General features: G+C 71.4%; 24 protein-coding genes. 11 read left to right on the forward strand and 13 right to left on the reverse strand.

Going from position 1 to position 24,538, the window contains the following annotated elements; translation table 11 throughout:
* Positions 1 to 5 precede the first annotated feature (5 nt).
* Entirely contained in the window at positions 6 to 1,355 is a 1,350-nt protein-coding gene (locus ACFVS9_RS31950) for a polysialyltransferase family glycosyltransferase (protein WP_383115612.1), read from the reverse strand.
* 3 nt (positions 1,356 to 1,358) lie between these two features.
* Entirely contained in the window at positions 1,359 to 2,324 is a 966-nt protein-coding gene (locus tag ACFVS9_RS31955) for a glycosyltransferase family 2 protein (protein ID WP_383115613.1), read from the reverse strand.
* A gap of 201 nt (positions 2,325 to 2,525) precedes the next feature.
* Here ACFVS9_RS31955 and ACFVS9_RS31960 point away from each other — a divergent pair, with 201 nt between their 5' ends.
* Positions 2,526 to 2,984 (forward strand): MarR family winged helix-turn-helix transcriptional regulator, encoded by a 459-nt coding sequence (locus ACFVS9_RS31960; RefSeq protein WP_383115645.1) that lies wholly within the window; start codon positions 2,526 to 2,528, stop codon positions 2,982 to 2,984.
* A gap of 18 nt (positions 2,985 to 3,002) precedes the next feature.
* On the opposite strand, the gene leuE is transcribed toward ACFVS9_RS31960, so the two are convergent.
* A complete protein-coding gene (gene leuE, locus ACFVS9_RS31965) occupies positions 3,003 to 3,662 on the reverse strand; it encodes a leucine efflux protein LeuE (RefSeq protein WP_383115614.1) in 660 nt (219 codons plus the stop codon).
* 300 nt (positions 3,663 to 3,962) lie between these two features.
* Positions 3,963 to 5,543 (reverse strand): methylmalonyl-CoA mutase, encoded by a 1,581-nt coding sequence (locus ACFVS9_RS31970; RefSeq protein ID WP_389938124.1) that lies wholly within the window; start codon positions 5,541 to 5,543, stop codon positions 3,963 to 3,965.
* A 184-nt stretch (positions 5,544 to 5,727) separates the two neighbouring features.
* Between ACFVS9_RS31970 and ACFVS9_RS31975 the strand changes: the two genes are divergently transcribed.
* A complete protein-coding gene (locus ACFVS9_RS31975; protein ID WP_389938127.1) occupies positions 5,728 to 6,624 on the forward strand; it encodes a peptidoglycan-binding protein in 897 nt (298 codons plus the stop codon).
* Between the two features lie 177 nt (positions 6,625 to 6,801).
* Here ACFVS9_RS31975 and ACFVS9_RS31980 read toward each other — a convergent pair whose 3' ends face one another.
* From ACFVS9_RS31980 to ACFVS9_RS32000, 5 genes are all read right to left on the reverse strand, one after another.
* Positions 6,802 to 7,887 carry a hypothetical protein gene (locus ACFVS9_RS31980; RefSeq protein WP_383115617.1) on the reverse strand — a complete coding sequence of 362 codons (1,086 nt, stop codon included), beginning with the start codon at positions 7,885 to 7,887 and terminating at the stop codon, positions 6,802 to 6,804.
* Complete coding sequence (locus tag ACFVS9_RS31985) at positions 7,887 to 8,570, reverse strand: RNA polymerase sigma factor (RefSeq protein ID WP_383115618.1); 684 nt, start codon at positions 8,568 to 8,570, stop codon at positions 7,887 to 7,889. The genes ACFVS9_RS31980 and ACFVS9_RS31985 overlap by 1 nt, the downstream gene beginning before the upstream one ends.
* Positions 8,571 to 8,837: 267 nt before the next feature.
* Complete coding sequence (locus ACFVS9_RS31990) at positions 8,838 to 9,413, reverse strand: hypothetical protein (protein ID WP_389938130.1); 576 nt, start codon at positions 9,411 to 9,413, stop codon at positions 8,838 to 8,840.
* Between the two features lie 131 nt (positions 9,414 to 9,544).
* Positions 9,545 to 10,051, reverse strand: a complete 507-nt coding sequence (locus ACFVS9_RS31995) for a hypothetical protein (protein WP_383115620.1) — start codon at positions 10,049 to 10,051, stop codon at positions 9,545 to 9,547.
* Positions 10,052 to 10,204: 153 nt separating this feature from the next.
* On the reverse strand, positions 10,205 to 11,791 hold the full coding sequence (locus ACFVS9_RS32000) for a family 20 glycosylhydrolase (RefSeq protein WP_383115621.1): 1,587 nt from the start codon (positions 11,789 to 11,791) through the stop codon (positions 10,205 to 10,207).
* A gap of 371 nt (positions 11,792 to 12,162) precedes the next feature.
* Here ACFVS9_RS32000 and ACFVS9_RS32005 point away from each other — a divergent pair, with 371 nt between their 5' ends.
* From ACFVS9_RS32005 to ACFVS9_RS32035, 7 genes are all read left to right on the forward strand, one after another.
* Positions 12,163 to 12,723, forward strand: coding sequence for a 2-oxo-4-hydroxy-4-carboxy-5-ureidoimidazoline decarboxylase (locus ACFVS9_RS32005; RefSeq protein ID WP_389938171.1), 561 nt, complete (start codon positions 12,163 to 12,165; stop codon positions 12,721 to 12,723).
* A 166-nt stretch (positions 12,724 to 12,889) separates the two neighbouring features.
* On the forward strand, positions 12,890 to 13,270 hold the full coding sequence (gene sdhC, locus ACFVS9_RS32010) for a succinate dehydrogenase, cytochrome b556 subunit (protein ID WP_079099469.1): 381 nt from the start codon (positions 12,890 to 12,892) through the stop codon (positions 13,268 to 13,270).
* Positions 13,271 to 13,275: 5 nt separating this feature from the next.
* Positions 13,276 to 13,755, forward strand: coding sequence for a succinate dehydrogenase hydrophobic membrane anchor subunit (locus tag ACFVS9_RS32015; protein WP_383115623.1), 480 nt, complete (start codon positions 13,276 to 13,278; stop codon positions 13,753 to 13,755).
* 29 nt (positions 13,756 to 13,784) lie between these two features.
* Positions 13,785 to 15,539 (forward strand): succinate dehydrogenase flavoprotein subunit, encoded by a 1,755-nt coding sequence (gene sdhA / locus ACFVS9_RS32020; RefSeq protein WP_389938135.1) that lies wholly within the window; start codon positions 13,785 to 13,787, stop codon positions 15,537 to 15,539.
* The gene (locus tag ACFVS9_RS32025; protein ID WP_383115625.1) at positions 15,539 to 16,306 is read left to right on the forward strand and encodes a succinate dehydrogenase iron-sulfur subunit; all 768 of its coding nucleotides are present in this window, start codon (positions 15,539 to 15,541) and stop codon (positions 16,304 to 16,306) included. Before sdhA ends, ACFVS9_RS32025 begins: the two co-directional genes overlap by 1 nt.
* Positions 16,307 to 16,481: 175 nt before the next feature.
* Complete coding sequence (locus tag ACFVS9_RS32030; protein ID WP_389938138.1) at positions 16,482 to 17,072, forward strand: hypothetical protein; 591 nt, start codon at positions 16,482 to 16,484, stop codon at positions 17,070 to 17,072.
* A gap of 107 nt (positions 17,073 to 17,179) precedes the next feature.
* Positions 17,180 to 17,953 carry a TetR family transcriptional regulator gene (locus tag ACFVS9_RS32035; RefSeq protein ID WP_389938141.1) on the forward strand — a complete coding sequence of 258 codons (774 nt, stop codon included), beginning with the start codon at positions 17,180 to 17,182 and terminating at the stop codon, positions 17,951 to 17,953.
* Here the strand turns inward: ACFVS9_RS32035 and ACFVS9_RS32040 are convergent.
* The 3 genes from ACFVS9_RS32040 to ACFVS9_RS32050 form a co-directional block, all read right to left on the reverse strand.
* Positions 17,940 to 19,493, reverse strand: a complete 1,554-nt coding sequence (locus tag ACFVS9_RS32040; RefSeq protein ID WP_383115628.1) for an ABC transporter substrate-binding protein — start codon at positions 19,491 to 19,493, stop codon at positions 17,940 to 17,942. The genes ACFVS9_RS32035 and ACFVS9_RS32040 overlap by 14 nt on opposite strands.
* Before the next feature lie 134 nt (positions 19,494 to 19,627).
* Entirely contained in the window at positions 19,628 to 20,980 is a 1,353-nt protein-coding gene (locus tag ACFVS9_RS32045) for a metallophosphoesterase (protein WP_389938144.1), read from the reverse strand.
* 63 nt (positions 20,981 to 21,043) lie between these two features.
* Positions 21,044 to 21,289: an SCO4848 family membrane protein gene (locus ACFVS9_RS32050; protein WP_351285470.1), complete on the reverse strand. Its 246-nt coding sequence runs from the start codon at positions 21,287 to 21,289 to the stop codon at positions 21,044 to 21,046.
* A gap of 121 nt (positions 21,290 to 21,410) precedes the next feature.
* Between ACFVS9_RS32050 and ACFVS9_RS32055 the strand changes: the two genes are divergently transcribed.
* The gene (locus ACFVS9_RS32055; RefSeq protein WP_383115630.1) at positions 21,411 to 22,658 is read left to right on the forward strand and encodes a D-alanyl-D-alanine carboxypeptidase family protein; all 1,248 of its coding nucleotides are present in this window, start codon (positions 21,411 to 21,413) and stop codon (positions 22,656 to 22,658) included.
* Here ACFVS9_RS32055 and ACFVS9_RS32060 read toward each other — a convergent pair.
* Positions 22,606 to 23,538, reverse strand: a complete 933-nt coding sequence (locus ACFVS9_RS32060; protein ID WP_383115631.1) for a YihY/virulence factor BrkB family protein — start codon at positions 23,536 to 23,538, stop codon at positions 22,606 to 22,608. The genes ACFVS9_RS32055 and ACFVS9_RS32060 overlap by 53 nt on opposite strands.
* Before the next feature lie 225 nt (positions 23,539 to 23,763).
* Between ACFVS9_RS32060 and ACFVS9_RS32065 the strand changes: the two genes are divergently transcribed.
* Positions 23,764 to 24,522, forward strand: coding sequence for a decaprenylphospho-beta-D-erythro-pentofuranosid-2-ulose 2-reductase (locus ACFVS9_RS32065; RefSeq protein ID WP_383115632.1), 759 nt, complete (start codon positions 23,764 to 23,766; stop codon positions 24,520 to 24,522).
* The last annotated feature ends 16 nt before the right edge of the window (positions 24,523 to 24,538 follow it).

Genomic DNA, 24,538 nt, shown 5'->3' on the forward strand with positions numbered 1-24,538 from the left:
CGGGGTCAGAGGCCGAGGCTGCTGCGGGTGCGGCGTACGGTGCGGCGCAGCCGGATCGCCGCTCCCCGCGGGCCGCCGCCGGGCAGCGTGAGCTTCTGGAGGCGACGCCGCTTGAAGTAGTGCTGCGTGCGGGGGTCGAGGTGGTCCCGCAGCCACGCCTCGGCCTCGGCGCGCAGTGCGGGGTGGAGCCCGGACTGCATGCAGTAGCCGACGGTGCGGACCAGCGGCGCCAGTGACTCCGGTGCCGTGGGGGGCAGTACGGGTACGGGCCCGCCGTCCTGCGCGTCCAGGTCCGGCACGAGGTGGTCGACGATGGTCAGCGGGATGCGGTTGCTGTTCTCGTACGGGGTGATGCGGTCCAGGACGAGACGGGTGCCGACACGGGCGACGGGGATGCCGTAGTAGGCGGCGGCGGTGAACATCGCGGTGGAGAAGCAGCCGACGACGAGCGTGGGCGCGCACCGCTCGTACAGGGTCTCGGCGAGCAGCGGGCTGTCCAGCGTGGTCAGCCGCACCCCCAGTGCGGCGGCCTCGTCGTCGAGCGCCCTGGAGTAGCGGGCGGGCGCGGTGGGGTGGGGTTTGAAGAGGACGGAGGTGTGACCCGCCCGCGCCGCGCCGCGCAGCATGCGCAGGTGCAGGTCCTCCTCCTCCTCGGCCGTGAGGATGTCCAGGGCCGCGAGGTACTGGCCCAGGAGCACCGCCGTGGGCGCCTCGGCCTCGGCCTCGGCGAGCCGGCGGTCGCCGTCCGCCGCCTCCGCGATCTCGCCGAGCACCGTGCGGAAGGCGTCGTCCGGGACGAGTTCGGGCTCGACGCCGGACTCGGCGAGCAGCAGCGGGCGCAGTCCCGGTACGAGGTCGAGGTGGAGCACGCGCTGGACGCGGCAGGCCAGGGACCTGGGCACCTTGTTGCGCGTCGGGCCGTAGCTCATCAGGCCGTCCGCGTAGACGTGCACGGCGCTCTCGGAGAAGATCGCGGCCAGCGCGCGGGCCGGGTTGACCTGGATGGACTCGACGGCGAGGTCGACGGGGGCGTCGGGTTCGATGCCCCAGGCGAGGCGGAAGGCGCGCTGCCAGAGCTCGGTCTCCTCGGCGCGCGGGCCCCAGCCGCTGGGGTGGTGCGGGCTGATGGCGTCGTTCCAGTCGACGACCGAGTCGAAGCGGGCGGCGATCCCTCCGTAGCCGCGCATCTCCTCCAGCCGGAGGGCGGTCTCGGGGATCGCGGCGTTGTTGGAGACGAGCAGGATCCGGTGGCTGTCCTGGCCGGGCCCGAACTGGCCGGCGTCCAGCGCCGCGGCGAGCGTCGCGGCCCCGTACAGGGTCGAGACCTGGAAGATCTGGGTGCGCGTGGGGGGCATGGGTCAGGCGGCCTTCTGCTTGTCACGCAGGCGGTTGAGCAGTGTGCTGCGCCTGGTGTCCATCATCGTCAGGGTGTGGTCGAGCACCTGCTGCGGCATGCGGTGCAGCGCCGCCGCCGACTCGTGGCGCAGGCGCCGGAAGGTCGCGGGCTCGTAGGCGTCGGCCTTCTCGTTGTGGAAGGCGATCATCGCGCAGTAGGTGCGGACCGCCTTGGGGAGGAAGAGCTCCGCGTCCGGGTGCGCGAGGATCTCCTCGATCAGCGTGTCGTAGGCGGGGAAGAAGTCCAGCTGCCGGGAGTCCTTGATCTGTGTCAGGGACGTGGTGACTCCGCGCCGGTAGAAGATGCCGTAGAGGTTCAGGGCCGCGCAGGTACGGGCCCGCAGGTGCAGCTGCCAGATCCACAGCCGGTCCTCGGCGGTGCGCAGCCGGGGGGTGAAGCGGTGGCCGCCGTCCTCGAACAGCCGGCGGTGGTAGACGCCCGCCCACACGAAGGGGTAGTCGACCATGGTCTCCCATTCGGGGGACGCGATGCCCTCGCGCGGGTCCAGGACGGTCTCGCGGAGCCGGGCGGGGGCGCGCCGCACGACACGGCTGTTCCCCGTGGCCTGGACGTGGTCGGTGCGGGCGAAGTCGCAGTCCAGCCGGGCGGCGGCGTGCAGCAGCCGGTCCAGGTGGCCGGGGGCGTACCAGTCGTCGCCGTCGAGGAAGGTGACGAAGTCGCCGCGGGCCACGTCGATGCCGCTGTTGCGGGCCTCGGCGATGCCGGCGTTCTTCTCGTGCCGGATGACCTCGGCGTGCGGGAGTCTGTCGGCCCAGCGGTCGATGACGGCCGGTGTGTCGTCCGTGGAGCAGTCGTCGACCAGCAGGAACTCGATGTCCGGGCCCGCGTTGCGGGCAAGGCTTGCCAGCGTCGTGTCGGCGAAGGCGCCGACATTGTGGAACGGAACGACAACGGACAGTTTCGGCACGCGGGCCCTCACCTTCGATCTTGGTCCGCACACGCTAGTGACGCGGGTGGAGGGGAGGGTGTCGCCCGGCCCGACGAACGGTGAACTCTGGGCGTCGCCGGGGTGACCCGCACCGGAGCGCGCCGTACGGGTCCGCGGTCCGGCCTTGACCTCGACCTCGCTCGAGGTCCTACGGTCCGGGGCATGGACTACTCACACGGCATGGACTACTCACATGACGACGCCGGTCTGGCGCGGCAGCCCATCGGCTACTGGAGCTGGGCCGCGCACGAGGCGACCGTGACCCACATCAGGGCGGCACTGGCCGAGCACGGCCTGACCCAGCCGCCTTGGTGGGTCCTCAACCAGCTCACCGAGGCCGGCGGACCCGGCCGTCCGCGTGCCGAGGTGGTCGCGGTGCTCCGCGGCTATCTGAACACCGGCGAGGCGCTGGGGCCCGAGATCGACGCCCTCGTCGCCCAGGGGATGGTCACCGAGGACCCGGGAGCGGGCCTGCGGCTGACCCCCGCAGGACACGCCCTGCGTACGGCGGCGTCCGAACGGGTCGACAGGGCGAGGGCGGAGATACACGCCGGGATCCCGGACGAGGAGTTCGTAGCCGCCCTCAAGGTGCTCCAGCGGATGATCCACAACGTGGGCGGCAGGGCCTGGCACCACTGAGCCGGGCCCCCCGCCGTGTCACACGCCGCTGAGCGACAGCTTCGCCGCGAACCCGAGGAAGAGCACACCCGCCGCCGAAGTGGCCCCCGCCGACAGCCGCTTGCGGCGGCGGAAGGCGGTGGCCAGGCGGGTGCCGCCGAAGATGAGCGCCGAGAGGTAGAGGAAGCTGCCGATCTGGAGCAGCGTGCCCAGCAGCAGGAAGGACAGCGCCGGATAGGCGTACCCCGGATCGACGAACTGCACGAAGAAGGAGATCAGGAACAGGATGGCCTTGGGGTTGAACAGGCTCACCACGAGGGCCCGCCGGTAGGGGTGCTCCACGCCGGCCGCCGGCGCGGCACTCTCCTCCGTCAGCTCGGCGGCCCGCTGGTGCCGTTCACGCCACATCGACACGGCGGTCCGCATCATCCCGATCGCCAGCCAGGTCAGATAGCCCGCGCCCGCGTACTTGACGACGGCGAAGAGCAGGGGCGTGGTCTGGAGCAGGGAGGCCGCGCCGAGCGCCGACAGGGTCATCAGGACCGTGTCCCCGGTCCACACACCGGCGGCGGCCACATAGCCGGTGCGCACCCCGCGCCTGGCGGCGACGGAGAGCACGTACAGCGAGTTGGGCCCCGGCAGAAGAATGATCAGCACCAGGCCGGCGAGATAGGTCGGGAGGTCGGTGACACCTAGCATGGACGGAGTGTCGCACGCGGGTACGACACTCCGGTACGGCGGTCCGGAATGCGGAGGATCAGCGCTCCGCGCCGCCCGGGACCGGCCTCCGGCGCCGCGCCCGACGGGCGTCCCGCCGCTCGCGGGCCCGCCCGCGTCCCCGCCGGAACGCCTCCCCGCCAAGCGCCCCTGCCGGACCCGCGTCCTCGCCGGAACGCGTGCCGGCCGGAACGCCCCCGGCCGGACCCCCCTGCCTGCCGGAAGGCCTCCCCGTAAGACCGTGTCCCCGCCGGAACGTGTCCCCGTCGGACCACGTCCCCCTCAGAACGCGTCCGCCGGGACGTACGTCCCCCAGACCTCCCGCAGCGCGTCGCAGACCTCGCCCACCGTGGCCCGCGCCCTGAGCGCCTCCTTCATCGGGTAAAGCACGTTGTCCGTGCCCCCGGCCGCCTTCTTCAGCTCCGTCAGCGCCGCGTCCACCACCGGCTGGTCGCGTCCGGCGCGCAGCTCCGCCAGGCGGGCCATCTGCCGGGCCTCGATCGCCGGGTCGACGCGGAGCGGCTCGTAGGGCTCCTCCTCGTCGAGGCGGTAGCGGTTGACGCCGACGACGACGCGCTCGCCGCTGTCCGTCTCCTGGGCGATGCGGTACGCGTTGCGCTCGATCTCGTTCTTCTGGAAACCGCGCTCGATGGCGTCGACCGCGCCGCCCATGTCCTCGACCGTGCGCATCAGCTCCAGGGCCGCGGCCTCGATGTCGTCGGTCATCCTCTCCACGACGTACGAACCAGCGAAGGGGTCCACCGTGGCCGTCACGTCCGTCTCGTACGCCAGGACCTGCTGGGTGCGCAGCGCGAGGCGGGCCGACCGGTCCGTCGGCAGGGCGAGGGCCTCGTCGAAGGAGTTGGTGTGCAGCGACTGCGTGCCGCCGAGGACCGCGCCCAGGCCCTGCACGGCGACCCGGACCAGGTTGACCTCGGGCTGCTGGGCGGTGAGCTGGACCCCGGCGGTCTGCGTGTGGAAGCGCAGCATCAGGGACTTGGGGTCCTTCGCGCCGAACTCCTCCCGCATCACGCGCGCCCAGATCCGGCGGGCGGCACGGAACTTGGCGACCTCCTCCAGGATCGTCGTACGGGCGACGAAGAAGAAGGAGAGCCGGGGCGCGAAGTCGTCGACGTCCATGCCCGCCGCGACGGCGGTGCGGACGTACTCGATGCCGTCCGCGAGGGTGAACGCGATCTCCTGCGCGGGCGAGGCACCCGCCTCCGCCATGTGGTAGCCGGAGATCGAGATCGTGTTCCACCTCGGGATCTCGGCCCGGCAGTACCGGAAGATGTCGGCGGTCAGCCGCAGCGAGGGCTTCGGCGGGAAGATGTACGTGCCCCGGGCGATGTACTCCTTGAGCACGTCGTTCTGGATCGTGCCGGTCAGGCGTCCGGCCGGCACGCCCTGCTCCTCGGCGACCAGCTGGTAGAGCAGGAGGAGGAGTGAGGCGGGGGCGTTGATGGTCATCGAGGTGGAGACCTCGCCCAGCGGGATCCCGTCGAAGAGGACGCGCATGTCGTCGATCGAGTCGATCGCCACCCCCACCTTACCGACCTCACCGGAGGCGAGGGGCGCGTCGGAGTCGTGGCCCATCTGGGTGGGCAGGTCGAACGCCACGGACAGGCCCGTCGTCCCGTCGGCGATGAGCCGCTTGTAGCGGGCGTTGGACTCGGCGGCGGTGCCGAAGCCCGCGTACTGCCGCATCGTCCATGGCCGGCCGGTGTACATCGTGGGGTAGACACCACGGGTGAAGGGGAAGCCGCCGGGGGCGCCGAGCTGTTCCTCGGCCCGCCAGCCCCGGAGCGCCTCCGGCCCGTAGACCGGCTCGATGGGCAGCCCCGACTCGGACTCACGCGTCATCTGGTGTGCCTCCCGTTCCCGCTGCTTCCCGGACGGACCTCGCGGCGGACCGCTCCCGCGTGTCCCTCCCATCATGAGCAGGATTGGGCAACCGGGCAGGACGGGAATCCGTCTCATGGGACATCCGTGCCACGCGGCGGGGTCACGACGAGCGCGACGGCGAGGGACGAGCCAGGGGGCGGGGATGGGACACGGACGGACGATCAGGTACAGGCGCGGGGTGCGTACGGCGGCCGTGGCGGCTGCCGGAGTGCTCGCGCTGACCGCCCTCACGACGGGATGCAGGATCGAGGAGGTGGGGGCCGCACAGCCGACGGCCGTCCCGTCGGGGACCTCCGCGCACCCGACGTCCCCGAAGACCCCGGACGACGCCAGGCCCGGCGGTGGCCCGGCGAGCACCTCCGCCGCCCCCTCACGGACACCGGACACGCGCCCTTCCCCGGGGCCCAGCACCCTCATGTCGGTCGGCGACCGGAGCGGGCGCGTACGGGAGCTCCAGGCCCGGCTGCGCCGGATCGGCCACTTCGACCGCAGTCCCACCGGCTACTACGGCGCGGCCACCGCCGCGTCCGTGCGGTCCTTCCAGAGCAAGCGGGGACTGCCCCGCACAGGGGTGGCGGACACCGTGACCTGGGACCGGCTGCTCGCGATGACACCGAAGCCGACGGCAGCGGAACTCGACCCGCGGGCCGCCGGGCAGAAGGCGTCGAAGCCCGACCCCCGCTGCCTGGAGGGGCGGGTCCTGTGCGTCAGCAAGAACAGCCGGACCCTGTCCTGGATCATCGACGGCAGGATCGTCTCGTCGATGGACGTGCGGTTCGGCTCGCAGTACACCCCCACCCGGGAGGGCACCTTCTCGGTGTACTGGAAGTCCCGCCACCACGTCTCGACGCTCTACGGCTCCCCCATGCCGTACGCCATGTTCTTCAGCGGCGGCCAGGCGGTCCACTACTCGCCGGATTTCGCGGCACGCGGTTACAGCGGCGCCTCGCACGGCTGTGTGAACGTCCGGGACGAGGGGAAGATCGCGTCGCTCTTCGCCCAGGTGCGCACCGGCGACAAGGTCGTCGTCCACCCGTAGGAACGGCGGCGGGTTCGGGGGCGCGGGCGGGACCGGGGGAACGTGTCCCGCCCGCGCCGGATGCGCTGAGCCGAAGGTACGGGGGGAACCCCGGCTCGTTGCGCGGCCGATGACCAGTCGGCACTCACTACTGCGCCGTGCCGTCGAAGAACGTTACAGCTCGCGCGTTCGTGCAGGTCAGCGCGTTGCCGAGGTGAGCGTGGAGGACGGTCCCGCCTGGGGTGCCCGCGTCGGCCGCCGGTTGGTGCCGCCCTGCGACGCGTCGTCCGGCGCGCTCTCCCGCGACGGCTCGCGGAAGGTGATCGAGGGGAGGACGCCCTCGCCGTCACCGCCCTTGTCACCACCGCCGCCCTCGTCGCCGTCGCCGTCCTCGTCGCCCTGGCCGTCGTCGCCGCCACGGCTGTCCGGGCCCAGGAGTCGGTCGCAGAAGCGGTCCAGGTTGGCCTCGCCGTCCGCCAGTTCGAGAAGGCGGCGCTTCTCCTTCTGGCTCAGGGTGCCCTCGCGGTAGCCGCGGCAGGCCCTGACCGACTTCTTGTACACCTCGGCCGCGGACCCTTCGGGGCTCCGCCGTCCGTCCGTACCGTCCTGGGTGCCGGAGTCCCCGCTGTCCTGGCCGCCGCGCTCGCGGGCCGTCGCACCGCCTTCGTCCTGCCCGGACCGCCCGTCGCTCCCCGGCGTCCCGCCGTCCGGCGCGTCCGGTGCCGCCGGAGGGCTCGGGGTGCCGGACGGGAGCGAGGGCAGGGGCGAGGGCGTACCCGCGTCGGGCACCTCGGCGCCCAGTTCCTCGGGGGACGCCGCCGCCGAGACGGACGTCGCCGGAACCGGCGAACCGTGGCCGCCGAACGGGGCAGGAAGCATGCCCGTGCCCGCCGCGACCGCCACCCCGCCCAGCGCGCATCCGGCGAGCGAGACGGCGAGCCCGAGGCGTACGGGGCGGGTCCAGCGCGGACGCCGCCGGGGCGCGGCGGTGGACACGGCCCCGATCCGTACGGTGTCCAGGGCGTTCCGCTGGTCCGCGTGCCCGGCGGTCCCCGTCGCGCCGGCCCGTTCTCCACCCCGGGAGGCCTCGCGGAAGGCGGCCAGCGCGGCGGCCTCGCCGGGCAGTTCGTCACGGGCCGGGGCCGGGGTCCGCAGTGCGAGCAGCGCGGCCTCCAGCCGCCCGGCCTCGGTCCTGGCGTGATCGCCGACGGGCTCGACGGACCCGCCGCGGAGCAACAGCTCCGCCACGTCCGCGTCAAGCCACTCGTGCTGCTCGTCGGCCATCACATGTCCCTCTGCGTCCACGGACGCGAATGCGTCACACCGGCGGGCGCCACCGCACCCTGGCGTCCGGGGCGTTGCGCGGGTACGGCTCCGAGCTCCGCACCCCCCGCCGGAATATCGTCCTCCGGCCCGTGGTCGGCGCCGACCAGCTCGGCCAGCCGCTTCAGTCCGCGGTGGGCCGCCGTCCGCACCGCGCCGGGCCGCTTGCCCAGGGTCCGGGCCGCGCTCTTGGCGTCGAGCCCGATCACCACCCGGAGCACGACCGCCTCGGCCTGGTCCTGGGGCAGCTGCGCGATGAGGGACATGGCGCGTCCGGTGGCCAGCGACTCCAGCGCCTCGCCCGCGGTGTCGGACTCGGCGGCCTCTCCGGCCAGTTCGCTCTCGTCGCCACCGATCGCGGGGCGCCTGCCCCGCATCCGTATGTGGTCCAGCGAGCGGTTGCGCGCTATCCGGGCCGCCCAGCCGCGGAAGCGGTCGGCGTCGCCGCTGAAGCGGTCGAGGTCACGCGCTATCTGGAGCCAGGACTCGGACGCCACGTCCTCGGCGTCCGGTTCGCCCACCAGCGTCCGTATGTAGCCCAGCAGCCGTGGGTGCACGGCGCGGTACACAGTCCGGAAGGCGTCCTCGTCCCCGTCCTGTGCCGCGAGCACCGCGGCGGTCAACTCCGCGTCGTCCCCCAGCACTCCCTCAACCCGCCCTGCTGATCAGAATCGTAGCTGGTCACCACTACCGCGCCACGCTGCGCGACTCAGCACGCTACGTGGTGGGACGGTGCTCCGTCCATGACTTGTACAACCCGCAACTGTCCCCTGACGCAGCGCGGTGTGACAGAAAACGCACCCGTGGCGCTGAGAGGGGTACGGGGTCGCTCAGCGGCCCCGTGGAAGACGGCCGGGGCCTCTCCTGTGGGGGGTGGCGGCCCCGGTCGTCGTCCCCCACTCCCCATGACGTCACGTCAGGGACACCTCGTCCGGCCTTCCCCGGCCGCGAGCGCGGCGGGACATCACCGCACGCAGCACCCGCCGGCCCTCGGTCGACAGGTCCAGGACCTGGCGCAGGCCCCCGCCCGACTCCGAGGCGAGGCTCTCCAGGATCTCGGTCTGGCGGCGCAGCTCTCCCGTGACGAGCGGACCGCCGCCCGCGGCCCCGGCCGCCCGGAGGGCGGCCGTCCCCACACCGTCGCCGGCCGGGAGGTCGAACGCGCGGTGGACGTCCAGCGCGAGGAGCGAGCAGGCGTCCGCCCAGGCGCGCAGCGGCCCGGCGGCGAAGTCCCGGGGCGCCGCCGCGAGCAGCGCGCGGACGCGGGCCACCGTTTCGTCGGTTCCCGCGGGGATCTCCAGCGCGGCGTACGCGGCGTCCAGGAGGCCGCCCCACCGCTCCGCGCTCCCGCAGCCGGCCCAGAGCGGCCGCAGCGGCTCCGGATCGGCATCGCCCTCCGGCGGCGGGAGGCAGCGGTCCAGACAGGCGACCCCGCTCGCGGCCAGACCCCGCTCGTCGGCACGAGCGATCAGCTCCAGCACATCCATCGACGCCTCCCCCTCCGGTCCATCGGCCCACCGGCCATCGGTCCCCGGGAGCACACCGCTACCCGTTACCGCGTACAGCGCCAGATGGCTGAAAAGCGTCACTCTTCCGGCACGGCGGATCACAACGGGAATCAGCGGGACAGGCTCCCGATGCCCAGACGGTCCAGGAAAGCGAAGAAAAGTTCCTCGCCGGACCGTGCGGGCCGCTCGACGCGCAGGAGTTCCAGCAGGGGCCCTTCGAGGACGCCGCGGCCTGATTCGGCCGCCCACAGGACCGCCCTGGCCGCCGCGTCCTCGGGGGACAGGAAGAGGTCATCGGCCGTCGTGCCGTCCCGGTCGAGGCGTGCGGCCATCGGCGCCCTGCCGAGGCAGGCGTACCAGGACCCGCTGCGCGGTGCCGACGCCTCCACGGCCACGCAGACGCCGTCCATGACGAACCCGAGGAGGACCGGCGCCCGCGCGGCGTCGGCGAGCGCGGCCATGCTGCCGAGCGGCGGCTCGGTGGGGTGGGACCAGACCTGCCACCCGTCCGCGCGGTACTCGCGCAGCGTCAGCCGCTCACGGGCGTCCCGCAGGGCGGGGTGGAAGATGAGCGGCTCACCGCTGCGGCCGACCAGATAGCAGCCCCAGAAACCCACGTCGTGCTCCCCCCGCGGTCCGGGCTGTCATCCTTTCCCGTCCGGCGCCGCGGGAAGCGCGAGAACGGGTCAACCTGGACGGGCCCGGAACCCGGGGGACGCCTGTGCCGCGCGCCCCTCCGGGGGACGCGCGGCACAGGGTGCTGCGAAGGCTCAGCCGATCCGGTCCGCGAGCTGCTGGAACTGCGCCCAGGTCAGCTTCGGCTTCCCCGGGTCCCACAGCTTCTGGGAGACCGCGTTGAGCGGCATCCGGATGCCCGCGGCCACCTGCGCCTGCGTCTGCGCGTTCGGGAAGTCGCCCCAGACCGCGAACCGGCCGCCCAGGATCTGCGGGGAGTACCGCTCGGCCACCGGCTCGGTGCCGCGCAGGACCAGCGGGGTCCACTGCTCGTAGATCCGCTCACCGGTCGGGTACGTGAAGTCGTTGGGCTCGCCCAGCACGTAGTAGAGGTACTCGTCGTTGAGGTTGATCACCTTGCGGCCCTCGGCCAGGTAGTCCTGGGGCGGCCGCGCGCCGATCTCCTTGCCCGTCCAGTACTCGACCTCGATGCCCTTGTCGGCGGTGACCGTCCCGCCGCTGAAGAAGCCGTCGTTCCACGCCTTGGGGATCTTCCCGGCCTTGCGGATGACCGCGGCGCGGTCGTTCAGCCAGCCCTCGGTCAGGTCCTGGACGGTGGCGCCGTCGCCGTACTTCTTCCGTGCGGCCGTGGCCAGCTGCGGGTAGGAGGCGGCCGGGTTGCTCACGGTCAGCGCCTGGTACTCGTCCGCGCCGACGTGGAACCAGCCGCCGGGGAAGAGCTGCGCGTACTCGTCGAGCAGGTCGTCGACGATCTTCGCCGAGCCGGGCTTCGAGATGTCGATGGCGCCCTGCCGCGCCACGCCCTGCGTGTTGCGCAGCTGGAGGTCGGGGTGTGCGCGCAGGACGGCGCCCAGGTGTCCCGGGGAGTCGATCTCGCCGACGATCGTGATGTGCAGGCTCTGGGCGAGCTTCACGATCCTGCCGACCTCGGCCTTGCTGAGGTGCTCCGCGGACACCACCTCGGGGTGCGTGTCGGACTGGATCCGGAAGGCCTGGTCGTCGGAGAAGTGGAGGCCGAGCTGGTTGAGCTTGAGGTCGGCCATCTCGCGCAGCCGGTCCTCTATCCAGCCGGGCGCGTAGTACTTGCGCGCGATGTCGAGGTTGAGCCCGCGCTGCGGCCGGTCGGGGGTGTCGCGCACGACGCCCTCGGGCATCGTGTCGTCGGCCTTGAGCGACTGCTTGAGCGTGCGCGTCCCGTAGAAGACACCGGCCTCACCGGGGCCGCTGATCGTGACCCGGTTGTCCTCGGTCTTCAGGGTGTACGACTCCGGGCCGCCCTTGTCCGAGGAGGCGAGCGCCAGCTGGACGTCACCGGAGCGGGGGGCCTGCTCGCCCCGGTAGCCGATCTTCAGCTCCCCCGCGAGCAGTTTCGCCTCGTCGGCGAGCGCGGGATCGGCCGCGACGACCGCGCTGTCCTTGGCCGGCTTCCAGCCGGGCCCGCGCGCGGCGGTGTGCTCACGGACCGCGGGTATGGTCCGGGGCGTCGTGGAGAGCGGGTAGCTCCGGGTGGGCGACGGCGAGGCGGACGTGCGGGGCGAGGACGAGGCGCCGTTCTGGGTGCCGGGGCCGGAGCCCTCGGGCCAGGCGACGACGGTGAGGGTGACGGCGGCGGCCACCGCGACGGCGGCGCCGGCCACCCGGGGTGCGCGTGAGGGCGACATCGGTCAGAAACCTCCGGATGAGGGGGAAAACAGTTCAAAGAAGATGAGAAAGCCGGGCATTTCCCCCGCCGATTCGTCCATCAAGCGTTCCAAAACACTCCCGTCCGGGTGAATTTCTCGCATCCTTCGACTGTGCTTCGCCTGGTCTCGCTAGCGTGACAGCTCACAGGAACCACTTCTCACTCCCGCCCCGCGCAACCTCGTCGCTGCCCTGCCCCTCTCCAGGGTCACAGATGTCATTCATTCGAGGAGTCCCGCTGTCCAGGTCCAGCGAGTCCCACGCCGACCTGCCGAACCCACCGCAGCAGGCCGGCCGGACGGCCGTTCCCGTCCAGAACCGGGGTCACGCCCCGGGCCTTACGGAGGCCCTGGTGGAGGCCCCCGTTCCGGAACCAGTGTCCGTGAGTACCCACCGGAGTGCCCACTCGAGTGGGCTCGCCCGCTTCAACGCCTGGCCCCGGGACCTGGCCGAGGCCGCCCTGCTGGAGTGCTGCGCCAGCCGCCGCTGGGCGCTGCGCATGGCCGCCCACCGCCCGTACCCGGACCTGGACACGCTGCTCGCCGCCTCCGACGAGGCGGGGTACGACCTGGCGCCCCCCGACCTCGCCGAGGCGCTGGCCGCGGAGAGCGCTCCCTGCCTGCACCACGACGCGCCCCGCGCCGCCCATCTGGCACTGCGCGCGGCGCACGCCGCGTACGAGAGCCGTTTCGGCCACGTCTTCGTGATCTGCCTGGACGGCCTGCGCCCCTCCCAGCACGTCGACCAGGTGCTGGCCGCCATCCGCACCCGGCTGGCGCACGATCCGGACGAGGAGCGTTCGCTGACCGCGGAGGAGATGCGCCGACTCGCCCGGGGCCGCATCATCGAGCTGGTGACGGAGGCCGGCCTGCCGCCCGGCCCGTTCTCCCCCGTGGCATATGGGCCCCGGTAGCCCGTCCGTGCCCGTTTGGCTGCCGCTTTGATCACACCGGAGGCCCCGCCGCCATGGAACCGACAAAGCGTCGCTACGATGGCCGGGGCCGGTGGACCGTACCCGGCCGGGTCAGACCGACAGTCAAGCCGGCCGGCCCCAATCCCCGCTCCCGGAGGGTTCTTCCGTGCCGGCTGGAACGCTGTACCGCGGCCGGGAAGGCATGTGGTCCTGGGTGGCTCATCGAGTCACCGGTGTCCTCATTTTCTTCTTCCTGTTCGTACACGTCCTGGACACCGCTCTCGTCCGCGTCTCCCCCGAGGCGTACGACGACGTCGTGGCCACCTACAAGACTCCGCTCGTGGCGCTGCTCGAGTACGGCCTGGTGGCCGCGATCCTCTTCCACGCGCTGAACGGTCTCCGCATCGTCGCCGTGGACTTCTGGGCCAAGGGCCCGCGCTACCAGAAGCAGATGCTCTGGACCGTCCTGGGTATCTGGGTCGTGCTGATGGTCGGGGCCCTGTACCCCGTCCTCGGCCACGCCGTACGCGAAGTCTTCGGGAGCTGAGGCCGATGTCCACCGAGACACCTTCTTCCGCGATCGGCGACGTCGAGGGCGTCAGCCTGTTCGACGTCGACAACCCGGCCCCGGTGATCGAGCCCCCGCGCAAGCGCACGGGCAGGACCCCCAGGGGTTCGCGCACCAACTTCGAGATGTACGCCTGGCTCTTCATGCGCCTGTCGGGCATCGTGCTGGTCGTCCTCGTCATCGGCCACCTGCTGATCCAGCTGGTGCTGGACGGCGGCGTGTCCAAGATCGGCTTCGCCTTCGTCGCGGGCCGCTGGGCCTCGCCGTTCTGGCAGGTCTGGGACCTGGCGATGCTGTGGCTCGCCATGCTGCACGGCGCCAACGGCCTCCGTACGGTCATCAACGACTACGCCGAACGGGACAACACCCGCTTCTGGCTGAAGATGCTCCTGTACACCGCCACGGTGTTCACCGTCCTGCTGGGCACGCTGGTGATCTTCACCTTCGACCCGAACATCCGCTAGGCGCCGGGACAGAGGGACCAGAGGGAATCATGCAGATCCACAAGTACGACACCGTCATCGTCGGCGCAGGCGGCGCCGGCATGCGCGCGGCCATCGAGTCGACCAAGCGCAGCCGCACCGCCGTGCTCACCAAGCTCTACCCCACCCGCTCCCACACGGGCGCCGCGCAGGGCGGCATGGCCGCCGCGCTGGCCAACGTGGAGGAGGACAACTGGGAGTGGCACACCTTCGACACGATCAAGGGCGGCGACTACCTGGTCGACCAGGACGCCGCCGAGATCCTCGCGAAGGAGGCCATCGACGCCGTCCTCGACCTGGAGAAGATGGGCCTGCCGTTCGGCCGTACGCCCGAGGGCAGGATCGACCAGCGCCGGTTCGGCGGTCACTCCCGCAACCACGGTGAGGCTCCGGTCCGCCGCGCCTGCTACTCGGGCGACCGCACCGGCCACATGATCCTCCAGACGCTGTACCAGAACTGCGTCAAGGAGGGCGTGGAGTTCTTCAACGAGTTCTACGTCCTGGACCAGCTGATCGTCGAGGAGGACGGCGTCAAGAAGTCCGCCGGCGTCGTCGCCTACGAGCTGGCCACCGGCGAGATCCACGTCTTCCAGGCGAAGTCGGTCATCTACGCCTCGGGCGGCACCGGCAAGTTCTTCAAGGTGACGTCGAACGCGCACACCCTGACCGGTGACGGCCAGGCCGCCTGCTACCGCCGGGGCCTGCCGCTGGAGGACATGGAGTTCTTCCAGTTCCACCCGACGGGCATCTGGCGCATGGGCATCCTGCTGACGGAGGGCGCCCGCGGTGAGGGCGGCATCCTCCGCAACAAGGACGGCGAGCGCTTCATGGAGAAGTACGCGCCGGTCATGAAGGACCTCGCGTCCCGTGACGTCGTGTCCCGCTCCATCTACACGGAGATCCGTGAGGGCCGCGGCTGCGGTCCCGAGGGCGACCACGTCTACCTCGACCTCACGCACCTCCCGCCGGAGCAGCTGGACGCGAAGCTCCCCGACATCACCGAGTTCGCGCGCACCTACCTCGGCATCGAGCCCTACACGGACCCGATCCCGATCCAGCCGACCGCGCACTACGCCATGGGCGGCATCCCGACCAACGTCGAGGGCGAGGTGCTGGCCGACAACACCACCGTCGTCCCGGGCCTGTACGCCGCCGGCGAGGTCGCCTGTGTGTCCGTGCACGGCGCCAACCGCCTGGGCACCAACTCGCTGCTCGACATCAACGTCTTCGGACGCCGCTCGGGCATCGCCGCCGCCGAGTACTCCGCGAAGAACGACTTCGTCGAGCTTCCCGAGAACCCGGCCCAGCTGGTCGAGGACCAGGTCGAGCGGCTGCGGAACTCCACGGGCACCGAGCGGGTCTCGGCGCTGCGCCTGGAACTGCAGGAGTGCATGGACGCCAACGTGATGGTGTTCCGCACCGAGCAGACCATCAAGACGGCGGTCGACAAGATCGCCGAGCTGCGCGCGCGCTACCTCGACGTGTCCATCCAGGACAAGGGCAAGCGGTTCAACACGGACCTGCTGGAGGCCATCGAGCTGGGCAACCTGCTCGACCTGGCCGAGGTCATGGCGACCTCCGCGCTGGCCCGCAAGGAGTCCCGCGGTGGTCACTACCGCGAGGACTACCCGAACCGCGACGACGTCAACTTCATGCGCCACACCATGGCGTACCGCGAGGTCGCGGACGACGGCACCGAGTCGATCCGGCTCGACTACAAGCCGGTCGTCACGACCCGCTACCAGCCGATGGAGCGTAAGTACTGATGGCTACCCCGACCCTGGACAAGACCGACAAGGCCGAGGCGGGCTTCGCCGACACGCCGTACATCACGGCCACGTTCCGGATCCGCCGCTTCAACCCCGAGGTCTCCGACGAGGCCCAGTGGCAGGACTTCCAGATCTCGATCGACCCGAAGGAGCGTGTCCTCGACGCCCTTCACAAGATCAAGTGGGAGATGGACGGCACCCTGACCTTCCGCCGCTCCTGCGCGCACGGCATCTGCGGCTCCGACGCGATGCGGATCAACGGCAAGAACAGGCTCGCCTGCAAGACGCTGATCAAGGACATCAACCCGGAGAAGCCGATCACGGTCGAGGCCATCAAGGGCCTCACGGTCCTCAAGGACCTCGTGGTCGACATGGACCCGTTCTTCCAGGCCTACCGCGACGTCATGCCCTTCCTCGTCACCAAGGGGAACGAGCCGACGCGTGAGCGCCTCCAGTCCCCCGAGGACCGTGAGCGCTTCGACGACACCACCAAGTGCATCCTGTGCGCCGCGTGCACGTCCTCGTGCCCGGTGTTCTGGAACGACGGCCAGTACTTCGGCCCGGCGGCCATCGTCAACGCGCACCGCTTCATCTTCGACTCGCGTGACGAGGCCGGTGAGCAGCGGCTGGAGATCCTCAACGACCGTGACGGCGTGTGGCGTTGCCGCACCACGTTCAACTGCACGGACGCCTGCCCGCGTGGCATCGAGGTCACCAAGGCGATCCAGGAAGTGAAGCGCGCGCTGATCACGCGCCGCTTCTGACCCTGGCGTTCGCCTTCCCGGGCCCCGCTCACCGCACGGACCGTGCGGTAAGCGGGGCCTCTTGGTGCGTCGGGCTGTCCGGGACGGTACGGTCGTGCGGAGCCGGTGACCGGCTCGCCTCTCCCGGAGCAGCACGGCGCGGGAGCGGACTGCTCGATGGAGAACGGGGAACGTCATGAGCGATCCGAATCCGTACGCGGACGACTCATACAAGTGGGGCCCGCCCCAGCCGCCCGGCAACCCGCCCACGATGCCGGACGGCCAGGGCTACGGCTACCCGGCCGCCGGCGCCCCTCCCGCGTACGGCTACCCGCAGCCGCTGCCCGACGGCGCGGCACAGCCCGGCCCCGGCTACGGCTATCCGGGCCACGGTCAGCCGACGCAGCCGGGTTTCAACCTGCCGGCCCAGCAGGGCGGCGGCAGTGTGCCGGTGCTCTCGCTCGGTGACATCACCGTACTGAACGACGGCATCGTGACCCCGTCCGGCACCCTGCCGCTCAAGGGTGCGGTGTGGACGGCGACGGACATGTCGCGCACGGAGGAGAAGATCCCGACCGTGGGCATCGTCCTGGCGATCGTCTTCGCCCTGTTCTGCCTGGTCGGCCTGCTGTTCCTGCTGATGAAGGAGAAGCGCACGACCGGCTTCGTGCAGATCACCGTCACCAGCGGCGGACGGTACCACTCGACGATGCTCCCCGCGACGGGTCCCGAGACCTTCCCGTGGGTCATGTCCCAGGTGAACGCCGCGCGTTCGATGAGCGCCTGAGCAGCCTCCCTCCCTCCCCGTGCACGGCGTTCCGGTGGCGCGCCGGAGCGCGGCACCGGCCGGGCGCCCGGCTCCGGCGGAGGCGGCCGCCGGATAGCCTGGGGAGTGTGGTGAAGCATGAGAAGGACGCGGCGGACGCGGACGGTTCGCGAACGGCCGGAGACGGCAGGGCCGCCAGGAGGCCCAAGGCCCCGAAGAGCGAACAGACCCGCACCCTGATCCTGGAGACCGCGCTCAGGCTCTTCGAGGAACGCGGCTACGACCGGACGACGATGCGGGCCGTCGCCCAGGAGGCGGGCGTCTCCGTGGGCAACGCCTACTACTACTTCTCGTCCAAGGAACACCTGGTCCAGGGCTTCTACGACCGGCTGGCCGCCGAGCACGAGGCGGCGGTGCAGCCCGTACTGGCCGGCGACCGGGACCTCACCGTGCGCATCCGGGGCGTGCTGCTCAGCTGGCTGGACGTGGCCGGGCCGTACCACCGCTTCGCCACGCAGTTCTTCAAGAACGCGGCCGACCCGGACAGCCCGCTCTCACCCTTCTCACCGGATTCGGCCGCGGCCCGCGAGGCGGTGATCGCGGTGCACGAGCGCTGCCTGTCCGGCTCCTCGGCCAAGGCCGATCCGGAACTGGCCCGACTGCTGCCGCAGTTGATGTGGCTGATGCAGATGGGCCTGGTGCTGTTCTGGGTCTACGACCGGTCCGAGGGCACGGAGCGCAGCCGCCGGCTCGTGGAGCGCACCGCGCCGATCGCCGCCCGGGCGATCACGCTCTCCCGTTTCCGGGTGCTGCGACCGCTCGTGCGGCAGATCCACGACGTGCTGGTGGAGTTCCTGCCCGGGGCGTCCTCGCGGGTCGCGCGGGACGTCAGATCCAGCTGAGTTCCCACAGCCGCCAGATCCCCGTGCCGTCGGAGAGGTACTGGGATCCGGACACGGACTGCTTGCTGACGACGTAGTCCTTCTTCTGCCACAGCGGGACCAGCGGCACGTCCTCGCCGACCAGCTGCTGGAGTTCCTTGAAGTCGGCGGAGGTGCGCCCGCGGTCGCTGTACTGCTGCGTCGCCGAGATCAGCGCGTCCATCTTCGAGCTGGTGTAGCCGTTGTGGAGGGAGCTGTCGCGGCCGACCAGCGGCTGGCTGAAGGTGTCGGGGTCGGGGAAGTCGGGGAGCCAGCCGAGCGTGTAGGCGTCGTACTGACCGGCCGCGTAGCCCTTCTGGAAGGCCTGCCACTCCACGGCCTTCTCCGTCACCTTGAACAGGCCGTCCTTCTCCAGCTGGCGGACCAGCTCGGCGGACTCCTCCTTGTTGGCGTCGTCGTCGCGGTGGGCGAAGGTGATGTGCATGGGCAGATCCACCCCGGCCTCCTGCATCAGCTGCCTGGCCCGCTTCGGGTCCGACTGCGGGTAGGAGTCGAAGAAGGGGGTGCTGTGGCCGATGTAGCCCTGCGGGATCAGGGAGTAGAGCGGTTCGACGGTGTTGCGGTAGACCTTGGTGACCAGCGGCCCGCGGTCGATGATCCAGGCGATGGCCTGGCGGACCCGCTTGTCGGCGAGCGGCGCGCCGTCACGGACGTTGAAGACGAGGTTGCGGATCTCCGCGCTGTCCGCCTCGGTGACGCGCTGGTCGCTCGCCCCCGGGTCGAGCTTGGCGAGCTGCTCGGACGGGAGCTGACGGTGCGTGACGTCGACGTCCCCGGCCGTCCAGGCGGCCTGGAGCGCCTCGGACCCCTCGAAGTAGCGGATGGCCACGGGGACGCCCGTCTTCTTCAGTGCGCCCTTGTACGTCGGGTTGGGGACCAGTTCCGCGCTGACGCCGGACTCGAACGACTTCAGGGTGTACGGACCAGAGCCGTCGACCAGGTCGTCCGTGCGGAGCTTGTCCTTGGGGTAGCGGGTGCGGTCGACGATGGATCCGGCGCCGGTGGCCAGCTTCTGCGGGAACGTCGCGTCCCTGGCCGAGAGGTTGAAGGTGACCGTGCGGCCCTCGGACACGATGGTGTCGAGGCTGGGGAAGAGCACCGAGGGACCGGCGTCGGCCTTGATCCTGAGCATCCGCTCGAAGGAGTACTTGACGTCCTCCGCCGTGATCTTGCGGCCGTTGGAGAAGGTCAGGTCGTCCCGCATCCTGCACTGGTACGTCTGGAGCTTCTGGCCGACGAAGCCGCAGCTCTCGGCCGCGTCCGGCTCCGGCACGACGGCCCCGGACCTGAAGGTCATCAGGGACTGGTACAGATTGCTGTAGATCGCCCAGGAACCCGCGTCGTAGGCGCCGGCGGGGTCGAGCGAGGTGACCTCGTCGGACGTGCCGACCGTGATCGCGGACTCGTTCGCCTCGTCCGAGGGGAGCAGTTGCCAGGCTCCGACGCCTGCGACGACCAGTACCGCCAGAATCGCGAGAATCCGTAGACGGATGAATCGCATGTGCCGTGCTCCCTTGCCAACCCCACCCCGGCTCGCGTGCACAGAGAGGCACATCAACGCCGCATGTTCACCCTCACCCAATCACACGATATTCACATATGGAAGGCCAGGGTCAAGGCTCACAGGTTTCGCGGTCAGGCCTGCGGGGAAGCGAGTTCCACCACCGTGATGTCGGAGGGGGCGCCGACGCGGACGGGCGGCCCCCAGGCGCCCGCGCCGCGCGAGACGTAGAGCTGTGTGTCGCCGTAGCGCTCGTACCCGGCGACCGTGGGGTTGGCCAGCCCGGCCAGCAGGTTCCCGGGCCAGAGCTGCCCTCCGTGGGTGTGGCCGGAGAGCTGGAGGCCGACGCCGTACTCGACGGCGTCGTCGATGACCACGGGCTGGTGCGCGAGCAGGACGGAGGCACGGCTGCGGTCGCGGTCACCGAGCGCGCGGGCGAAGTCGGGGCCCTGGCCCTCGCTCTCGCCCGCGACGTCGTTGACTCCGGCGAGGTCGAAGCCGGCGACCTCCACGCGGGCGTTCTCCAGCGGGTGCAGGCCCAGTTCGCGTACGTGGTCGACCCACTGGGCCGCGCCGGAGAAGTACTCGTGGTTGCCGGTGACGAAGTAGCTGCCGTGGCGCGCCTCCAGCCCGGCGAGCGGCTCGGCCGCGTGACCGAGATCGGCCACGGACCCGTCGACGAGGTCTCCGACCACGGCGACCAGGTCGGCACCGGTGGCGTTGACCGCGTCCACGATCCGCCGCGTGTGGGCGCGGCCCAGGATGGGGCCGAGGTGGATGTCGCTGACCACGGCGATCCGGAAGCCGTGGGCGGAGCGCGGCAGCCCGGCGAGCCGGACGGTGATCCGCTTGGTGCGGGGGCCGCGCAGTACGCCGTAGGTGCCGTGGCCGACCGTTGCGAGTCCGGCGAGGGCGGCCGCGCCGCCCACGGCGCGGGCGACGAACAGCCGCCGCGAGGGGTCGGCGACGGACGACGGGGCGGGGACCTCGGCGGGCGCCGCGAGGTCCGTACGGCTGCTCCCGGCCCCGGGACCAGGACCGGGATCGGCGGACACGGCCGCGGTGGAAGCGGCGGCGGGCAGGTCCGCACGCCCGGTCTGCTCGGTCTGCTGGGTCTGATCGGCCGGCTCGCCCTGCTCGGCGGGCGGCGCACCGGCTGTCCCGGCGCGGCGGGCGAGCACCCGGCGCAGCAGGGGGCGGACGGCCTCTCCCACCAGCAGCGCCAGCGTCAGGTAGAGCAGGCAGGCCAGCCAGAGGTAGCCCGGCCAGGCCAGGATCTGCTGCACCAGGAAGGGGAAGCCCGCCCGGCCCGAGACGAACGCGCCGACGGTCAGCAGCGGCAGCACGAAGGCCGCGACGGTGCCCGCACGGCGCGCGAGGCTGCCCTTCTCCGTCGTGTCACCGATCAGCCTGCGCCACACGTACCGGTGCACACCGGCGAGCAGCGCGAGAACCGCGACCGCCACGACTACGAAGACCACAACCACGTACGCTCCCCCGCTGAAACGATCCTGTCGGGACGGCGCCCGGCGCCCGCCCCGTCGACTGCCTTATCTGCCTTCGCGACGCAAAGCCCTGACGCCACGGAACCCGATGGCCCCTACAGCCGTCCCCAGAAGAAACGAGGTGACGGCGAGCAGCAGATGGACCCAGAAGTAGGCGGTCGGGTCGCCCGCGTCGTCGAACGCGAGCCCGCTGCCGTCCTTCCAGAGATTCTTGACAAAGGTGACCCAGATGACCCAGCTCCACGCTCCGAAGACGAGCAGGAACCAGGAGACGGGGCGGCTGAGCTTCATGGAATCAGTATCGCCGCCGCGCTCGGGCCGGATCGCCCGGGGTGGGCTGTCCTGGCGGTATGCACGGCGGGTCAGGCCATCCGGGTCCCCATCGCCCGCGAGGCCCTGTACGTTTCCGACCGTGCCTGCTCTGAAAAAGACCGTCATGACGGTCCTCTCTGCCGCTTTGCTGTCCGTAACTGTTGTCAGTCCCGCGGGGGCGGCCGACAAGGACAAGACCGACGACGCACAGCCGAAGCCGACCGGTCCCATGTCGACCGTGGGCGGCGCGCGGCTCGGCCAGGTGGGCACCCAGGTCGACCTGGGGCCGGGCGCGCCGGTGCTGCCGAAGGACCTCAGCGCGCGGTCGTGGATCGTCGCCGACGCGGAGAACGGCCAGGTGCTCGCCGCTCACAACGCGCACTGGCGGCTGCCGCCCGCCTCCACCCTGAAGATGCTGTTCGCCGACACGGTCCTGCCCGCTCTGCAGCCCAAGACCCTGACCCACCTGGTGACCGAGGACGAGCTCTCCGGGGTCGGCGAGGGAAGCAGCCTGGTCGGCGTCAAGGAGGACCACTCGTACACGGTCCACGACCTGTGGCTCGGTGTGTTCCTGCGTTCCGGCAACGACGCGGTGCACGTGCTGTCGGAGATGTACGGCGGTGTGCCCGCGACGGTGGCCGCGATGCAGCGTCACGCCGACGAGCTCCAGGCCCTGGACACCACGGTCGTCTCGCCCGACGGCTACGACGCCCCGAACCAGGTCTCCAGCGCGTACGACCTGACGCTGTTCGCCCGGAGCGGGATGCAGAAGGCGGACTTCCGTGAGTACGCCGCGACGGCGACGGCGGAGTTCCCGGGGGAGCTGAAGAAGGGCAAGCAGGGAAGCTTCGAGATCCAGAACACCAACCGGCTGCTCACCGGGGACATCGGGGTGGAGCCGTACAAGGGCATCGCCGGCGTCAAGAACGGCTACACCACCCACGCGGGCAACACCTTCACCGGAATCGCCGAGCGGAACGGGAAGGTGCTGCTGGTGACGGTCATGAACCCCTCGTCCGAGGAGAGCCACGCCGTCTACAAGGAGGCAGCGGGGCTGCTCGACTGGGGCTTCGCGGCGAACGGCAAGGTGACCCCGGTCGGCGAACTGGTACCGCCGAAGTCCGCCATGATCGCGAAGGGCTCCGAGACGGCGCCGGGCACGGACCAGGGCGCCGGCAAGGAGAAGCACGGGGCGGCGACGGCCCACGCCGCCGCCGCGGGCTCCAGCGGCATCCTGACCGCGCTGTCGGTGGCCGGCGGGGCGCTGGTGGCCCTGGCGGCCGGGGTGTTCCTGGTCAACCGGCGCTGGCCGCTGCCCGACCTGGTGCGTCGCCTCCCCCGTCGCTGACCTCCGCGCCCTCCTGGTCCGCCGGACCGTCCCTGCCCGGTGTCGCGGTCCAGGCGGCGCAGACCAGCAGCAGCTTGGCGCTGAAGTTGATCCACAGGAGGAGTGCGATCGGCACGCCGAAGGCGCCGTACATGCTCTTCGAGGCGACGTCCCGCATGTAGCTGCCGAGGAGCAGTTTGAGCAGCTCGAAGCCGACCGCGCCGACCAGCCCGGCCACGATCAGGCGCCGGCGCGGCGGCTCCACACCGGGCAGCAGTGTCAGCAGGTAGAGCAGGATCAGGAAGTCGGCGAGGACCGCCACGGCCACGGCCGCCACCTGGAGCAGCACCCCGCCCGCGCCGTTCCCGGGGATGCCCAGGCGGTCGGCCGTCCAGCCGATGGCCGTGGAGGCGACGGTGGACAGCGCGATCGTCGCGAGGGCCGCGCCACCGAGGCCGAGCAGCAGACCGGCGTCCTTGATCTTGCGGACGACCGGGTTCCCCTGGTCCACGTCGTCCTTGCCCCAGACGGCGCGCAGGCAGTCCCGCATCGAGCCGATCCAGCCGATGCCGGTGAAGAGCAGCAGGAGACCGGCGACGACCCCCACGGTGCCCGCGTGGGCCACCAGGTTGCCGATGCCGAGCTGGTCCGAGATGCCGGGCACCTGTTCGGCGAGCTTGTGCTCGATCTTGTGGAGCTGGCCGGGGGAGAGCAGCGCGGCGCCGATCGCGGCGCCGAGGGCGATGAGCGGGAAGAGCGCGAGGAAGCTGAGGAAGGTGATCGCCGCGGCGAGCCTGGCCCAGTGGACCCGTTCCAGCGTCTCGTAGGAGCGCCACGCGTGCGTCTCCATCAGCCGTGTGACGAGCGGCCCGACGACGGGAAGTTTTTTCAGCCAGTCCATGACGTACGCGTACCCGTCCGGGCGCGGAAAACCGACGTCTGCGGCCTCCCGAGCCACCTGTCACCCATTTCGGTGAGCGCTGTAACAAATCCCTCAAAAGGGTTTTGCCGGGCGATACGGTCACGTTCGTGTCCGCCCGTCCCGGCCGTCCGCCGCCCTCCGCGCGGCCCCGCCGCCGCCCTGCCCGCTCCGTCACCGCCTCGTCATCCCGCTAGGAGTTATCCCGTGAAGGACGCCTTCGGTGCCCCGCAGTCCCTGCTCGTCCTCGGCGGCACGTCGGAGATCGGCCTGGCCACCGCGCGCCGGCTGATCGCCCGCCGCACCCGGACCGTGCTGCTGGCCGGGCGGCCCTCCCCCGCCCTGGAGCAGGCCGCTGCGGAACTGCGCCGGATGGGCGCCGACGTCCGTACCGTCGCCTTCGACGCCCTCGACTCCGCCTCCCACGAGGAGGTGCTGGGGAAGCTCTTCACCGAGGGCGACATCGACATGGTGCTGATGGCCTTCGGCGTGCTGGGCGACCAGGCGCGCGACGAGGAGGAGCCCCTGTCCGCGGTCCGGGTGGCGCAGACCAACTACACGGGGGCGGTCTCGGCCGGTCTGGTGTGCGCCGGCGCGCTCCAGGCGCAGGGACACGGGTCGCTGGTGGTGCTCTCCTCGGTGGCGGGCGAACGCGCCCGGCGCACCGACTTCATCTACGGCTCCAGCAAGGCGGGCCTGGACGTCTTCGCGCAGGGTCTCGGCGACGCGCTGTACGGGACGGGCGTGCACGTGATGGTGGTACGCCCCGGCTTCGTGCGGTCGCGGATGACGGCCGGGCGCGAGGAGGCACCGCTCGCCACGACTCCGGGCGCGGTCGCGGACGCGATCGTGGCGGGGCTGGCGCGGCGGGCGGAGACGGTGTGGGTACCGGGGGCGCTGAGGGTCGTGATGTCGGCCCTGCGGCACGTGCCCCGCCCGCTGTTCCGGCGGCTGCCGGTGCGGTAGGGCCGGGGTCGGCAGG

The organism is Streptomyces sp. NPDC058008 (assembly GCF_042886395.1).
Lineage (GTDB): Bacteria > Actinomycetota > Actinomycetes > Streptomycetales > Streptomycetaceae > Streptomyces.

Bases quoted from the DNA above. Each gene is read 5' to 3' on its own strand.
- ACFVS9_RS31950 (WP_383115612.1), bottom strand. From the start codon at position 1,355: ATGCCCCCCACGCGCACCCAGATCTTCCAGGTCTCGACCCTGTACGGG.
- ACFVS9_RS31960 (WP_383115645.1), top strand. From the start codon at position 2,526: ATGGACTACTCACATGACGACGCCGGTCTGGCGCGGCAGCCCATCGGC.
- leuE (WP_383115614.1), bottom strand. From the start codon at position 3,662: ATGCTAGGTGTCACCGACCTCCCGACCTATCTCGCCGGCCTGGTGCTG.
- ACFVS9_RS31970 (WP_389938124.1), bottom strand. From the start codon at position 5,543: ATGACGCGTGAGTCCGAGTCGGGGCTGCCCATCGAGCCGGTCTACGGG.
- ACFVS9_RS31975 (WP_389938127.1), top strand. From the start codon at position 5,728: ATGGGACACGGACGGACGATCAGGTACAGGCGCGGGGTGCGTACGGCG.
- ACFVS9_RS31980 (WP_383115617.1), bottom strand. From the start codon at position 7,887: ATGGCCGACGAGCAGCACGAGTGGCTTGACGCGGACGTGGCGGAGCTG.
- ACFVS9_RS31990 (WP_389938130.1), bottom strand. From the start codon at position 9,413: ATGGATGTGCTGGAGCTGATCGCTCGTGCCGACGAGCGGGGTCTGGCC.
- ACFVS9_RS32000 (WP_383115621.1), bottom strand. From the start codon at position 11,791: ATGTCGCCCTCACGCGCACCCCGGGTGGCCGGCGCCGCCGTCGCGGTG.
- ACFVS9_RS32015 (WP_383115623.1), top strand. From the start codon at position 13,276: ATGTCCACCGAGACACCTTCTTCCGCGATCGGCGACGTCGAGGGCGTC.
- sdhA (WP_389938135.1), top strand. From the start codon at position 13,785: ATGCAGATCCACAAGTACGACACCGTCATCGTCGGCGCAGGCGGCGCC.
- ACFVS9_RS32025 (WP_383115625.1), top strand. From the start codon at position 15,539: ATGGCTACCCCGACCCTGGACAAGACCGACAAGGCCGAGGCGGGCTTC.
- ACFVS9_RS32030 (WP_389938138.1), top strand. From the start codon at position 16,482: ATGAGCGATCCGAATCCGTACGCGGACGACTCATACAAGTGGGGCCCG.
- ACFVS9_RS32040 (WP_383115628.1), bottom strand. From the start codon at position 19,493: ATGCGATTCATCCGTCTACGGATTCTCGCGATTCTGGCGGTACTGGTC.
- ACFVS9_RS32050 (WP_351285470.1), bottom strand. From the start codon at position 21,289: ATGAAGCTCAGCCGCCCCGTCTCCTGGTTCCTGCTCGTCTTCGGAGCG.
- ACFVS9_RS32060 (WP_383115631.1), bottom strand. From the start codon at position 23,538: ATGGACTGGCTGAAAAAACTTCCCGTCGTCGGGCCGCTCGTCACACGG.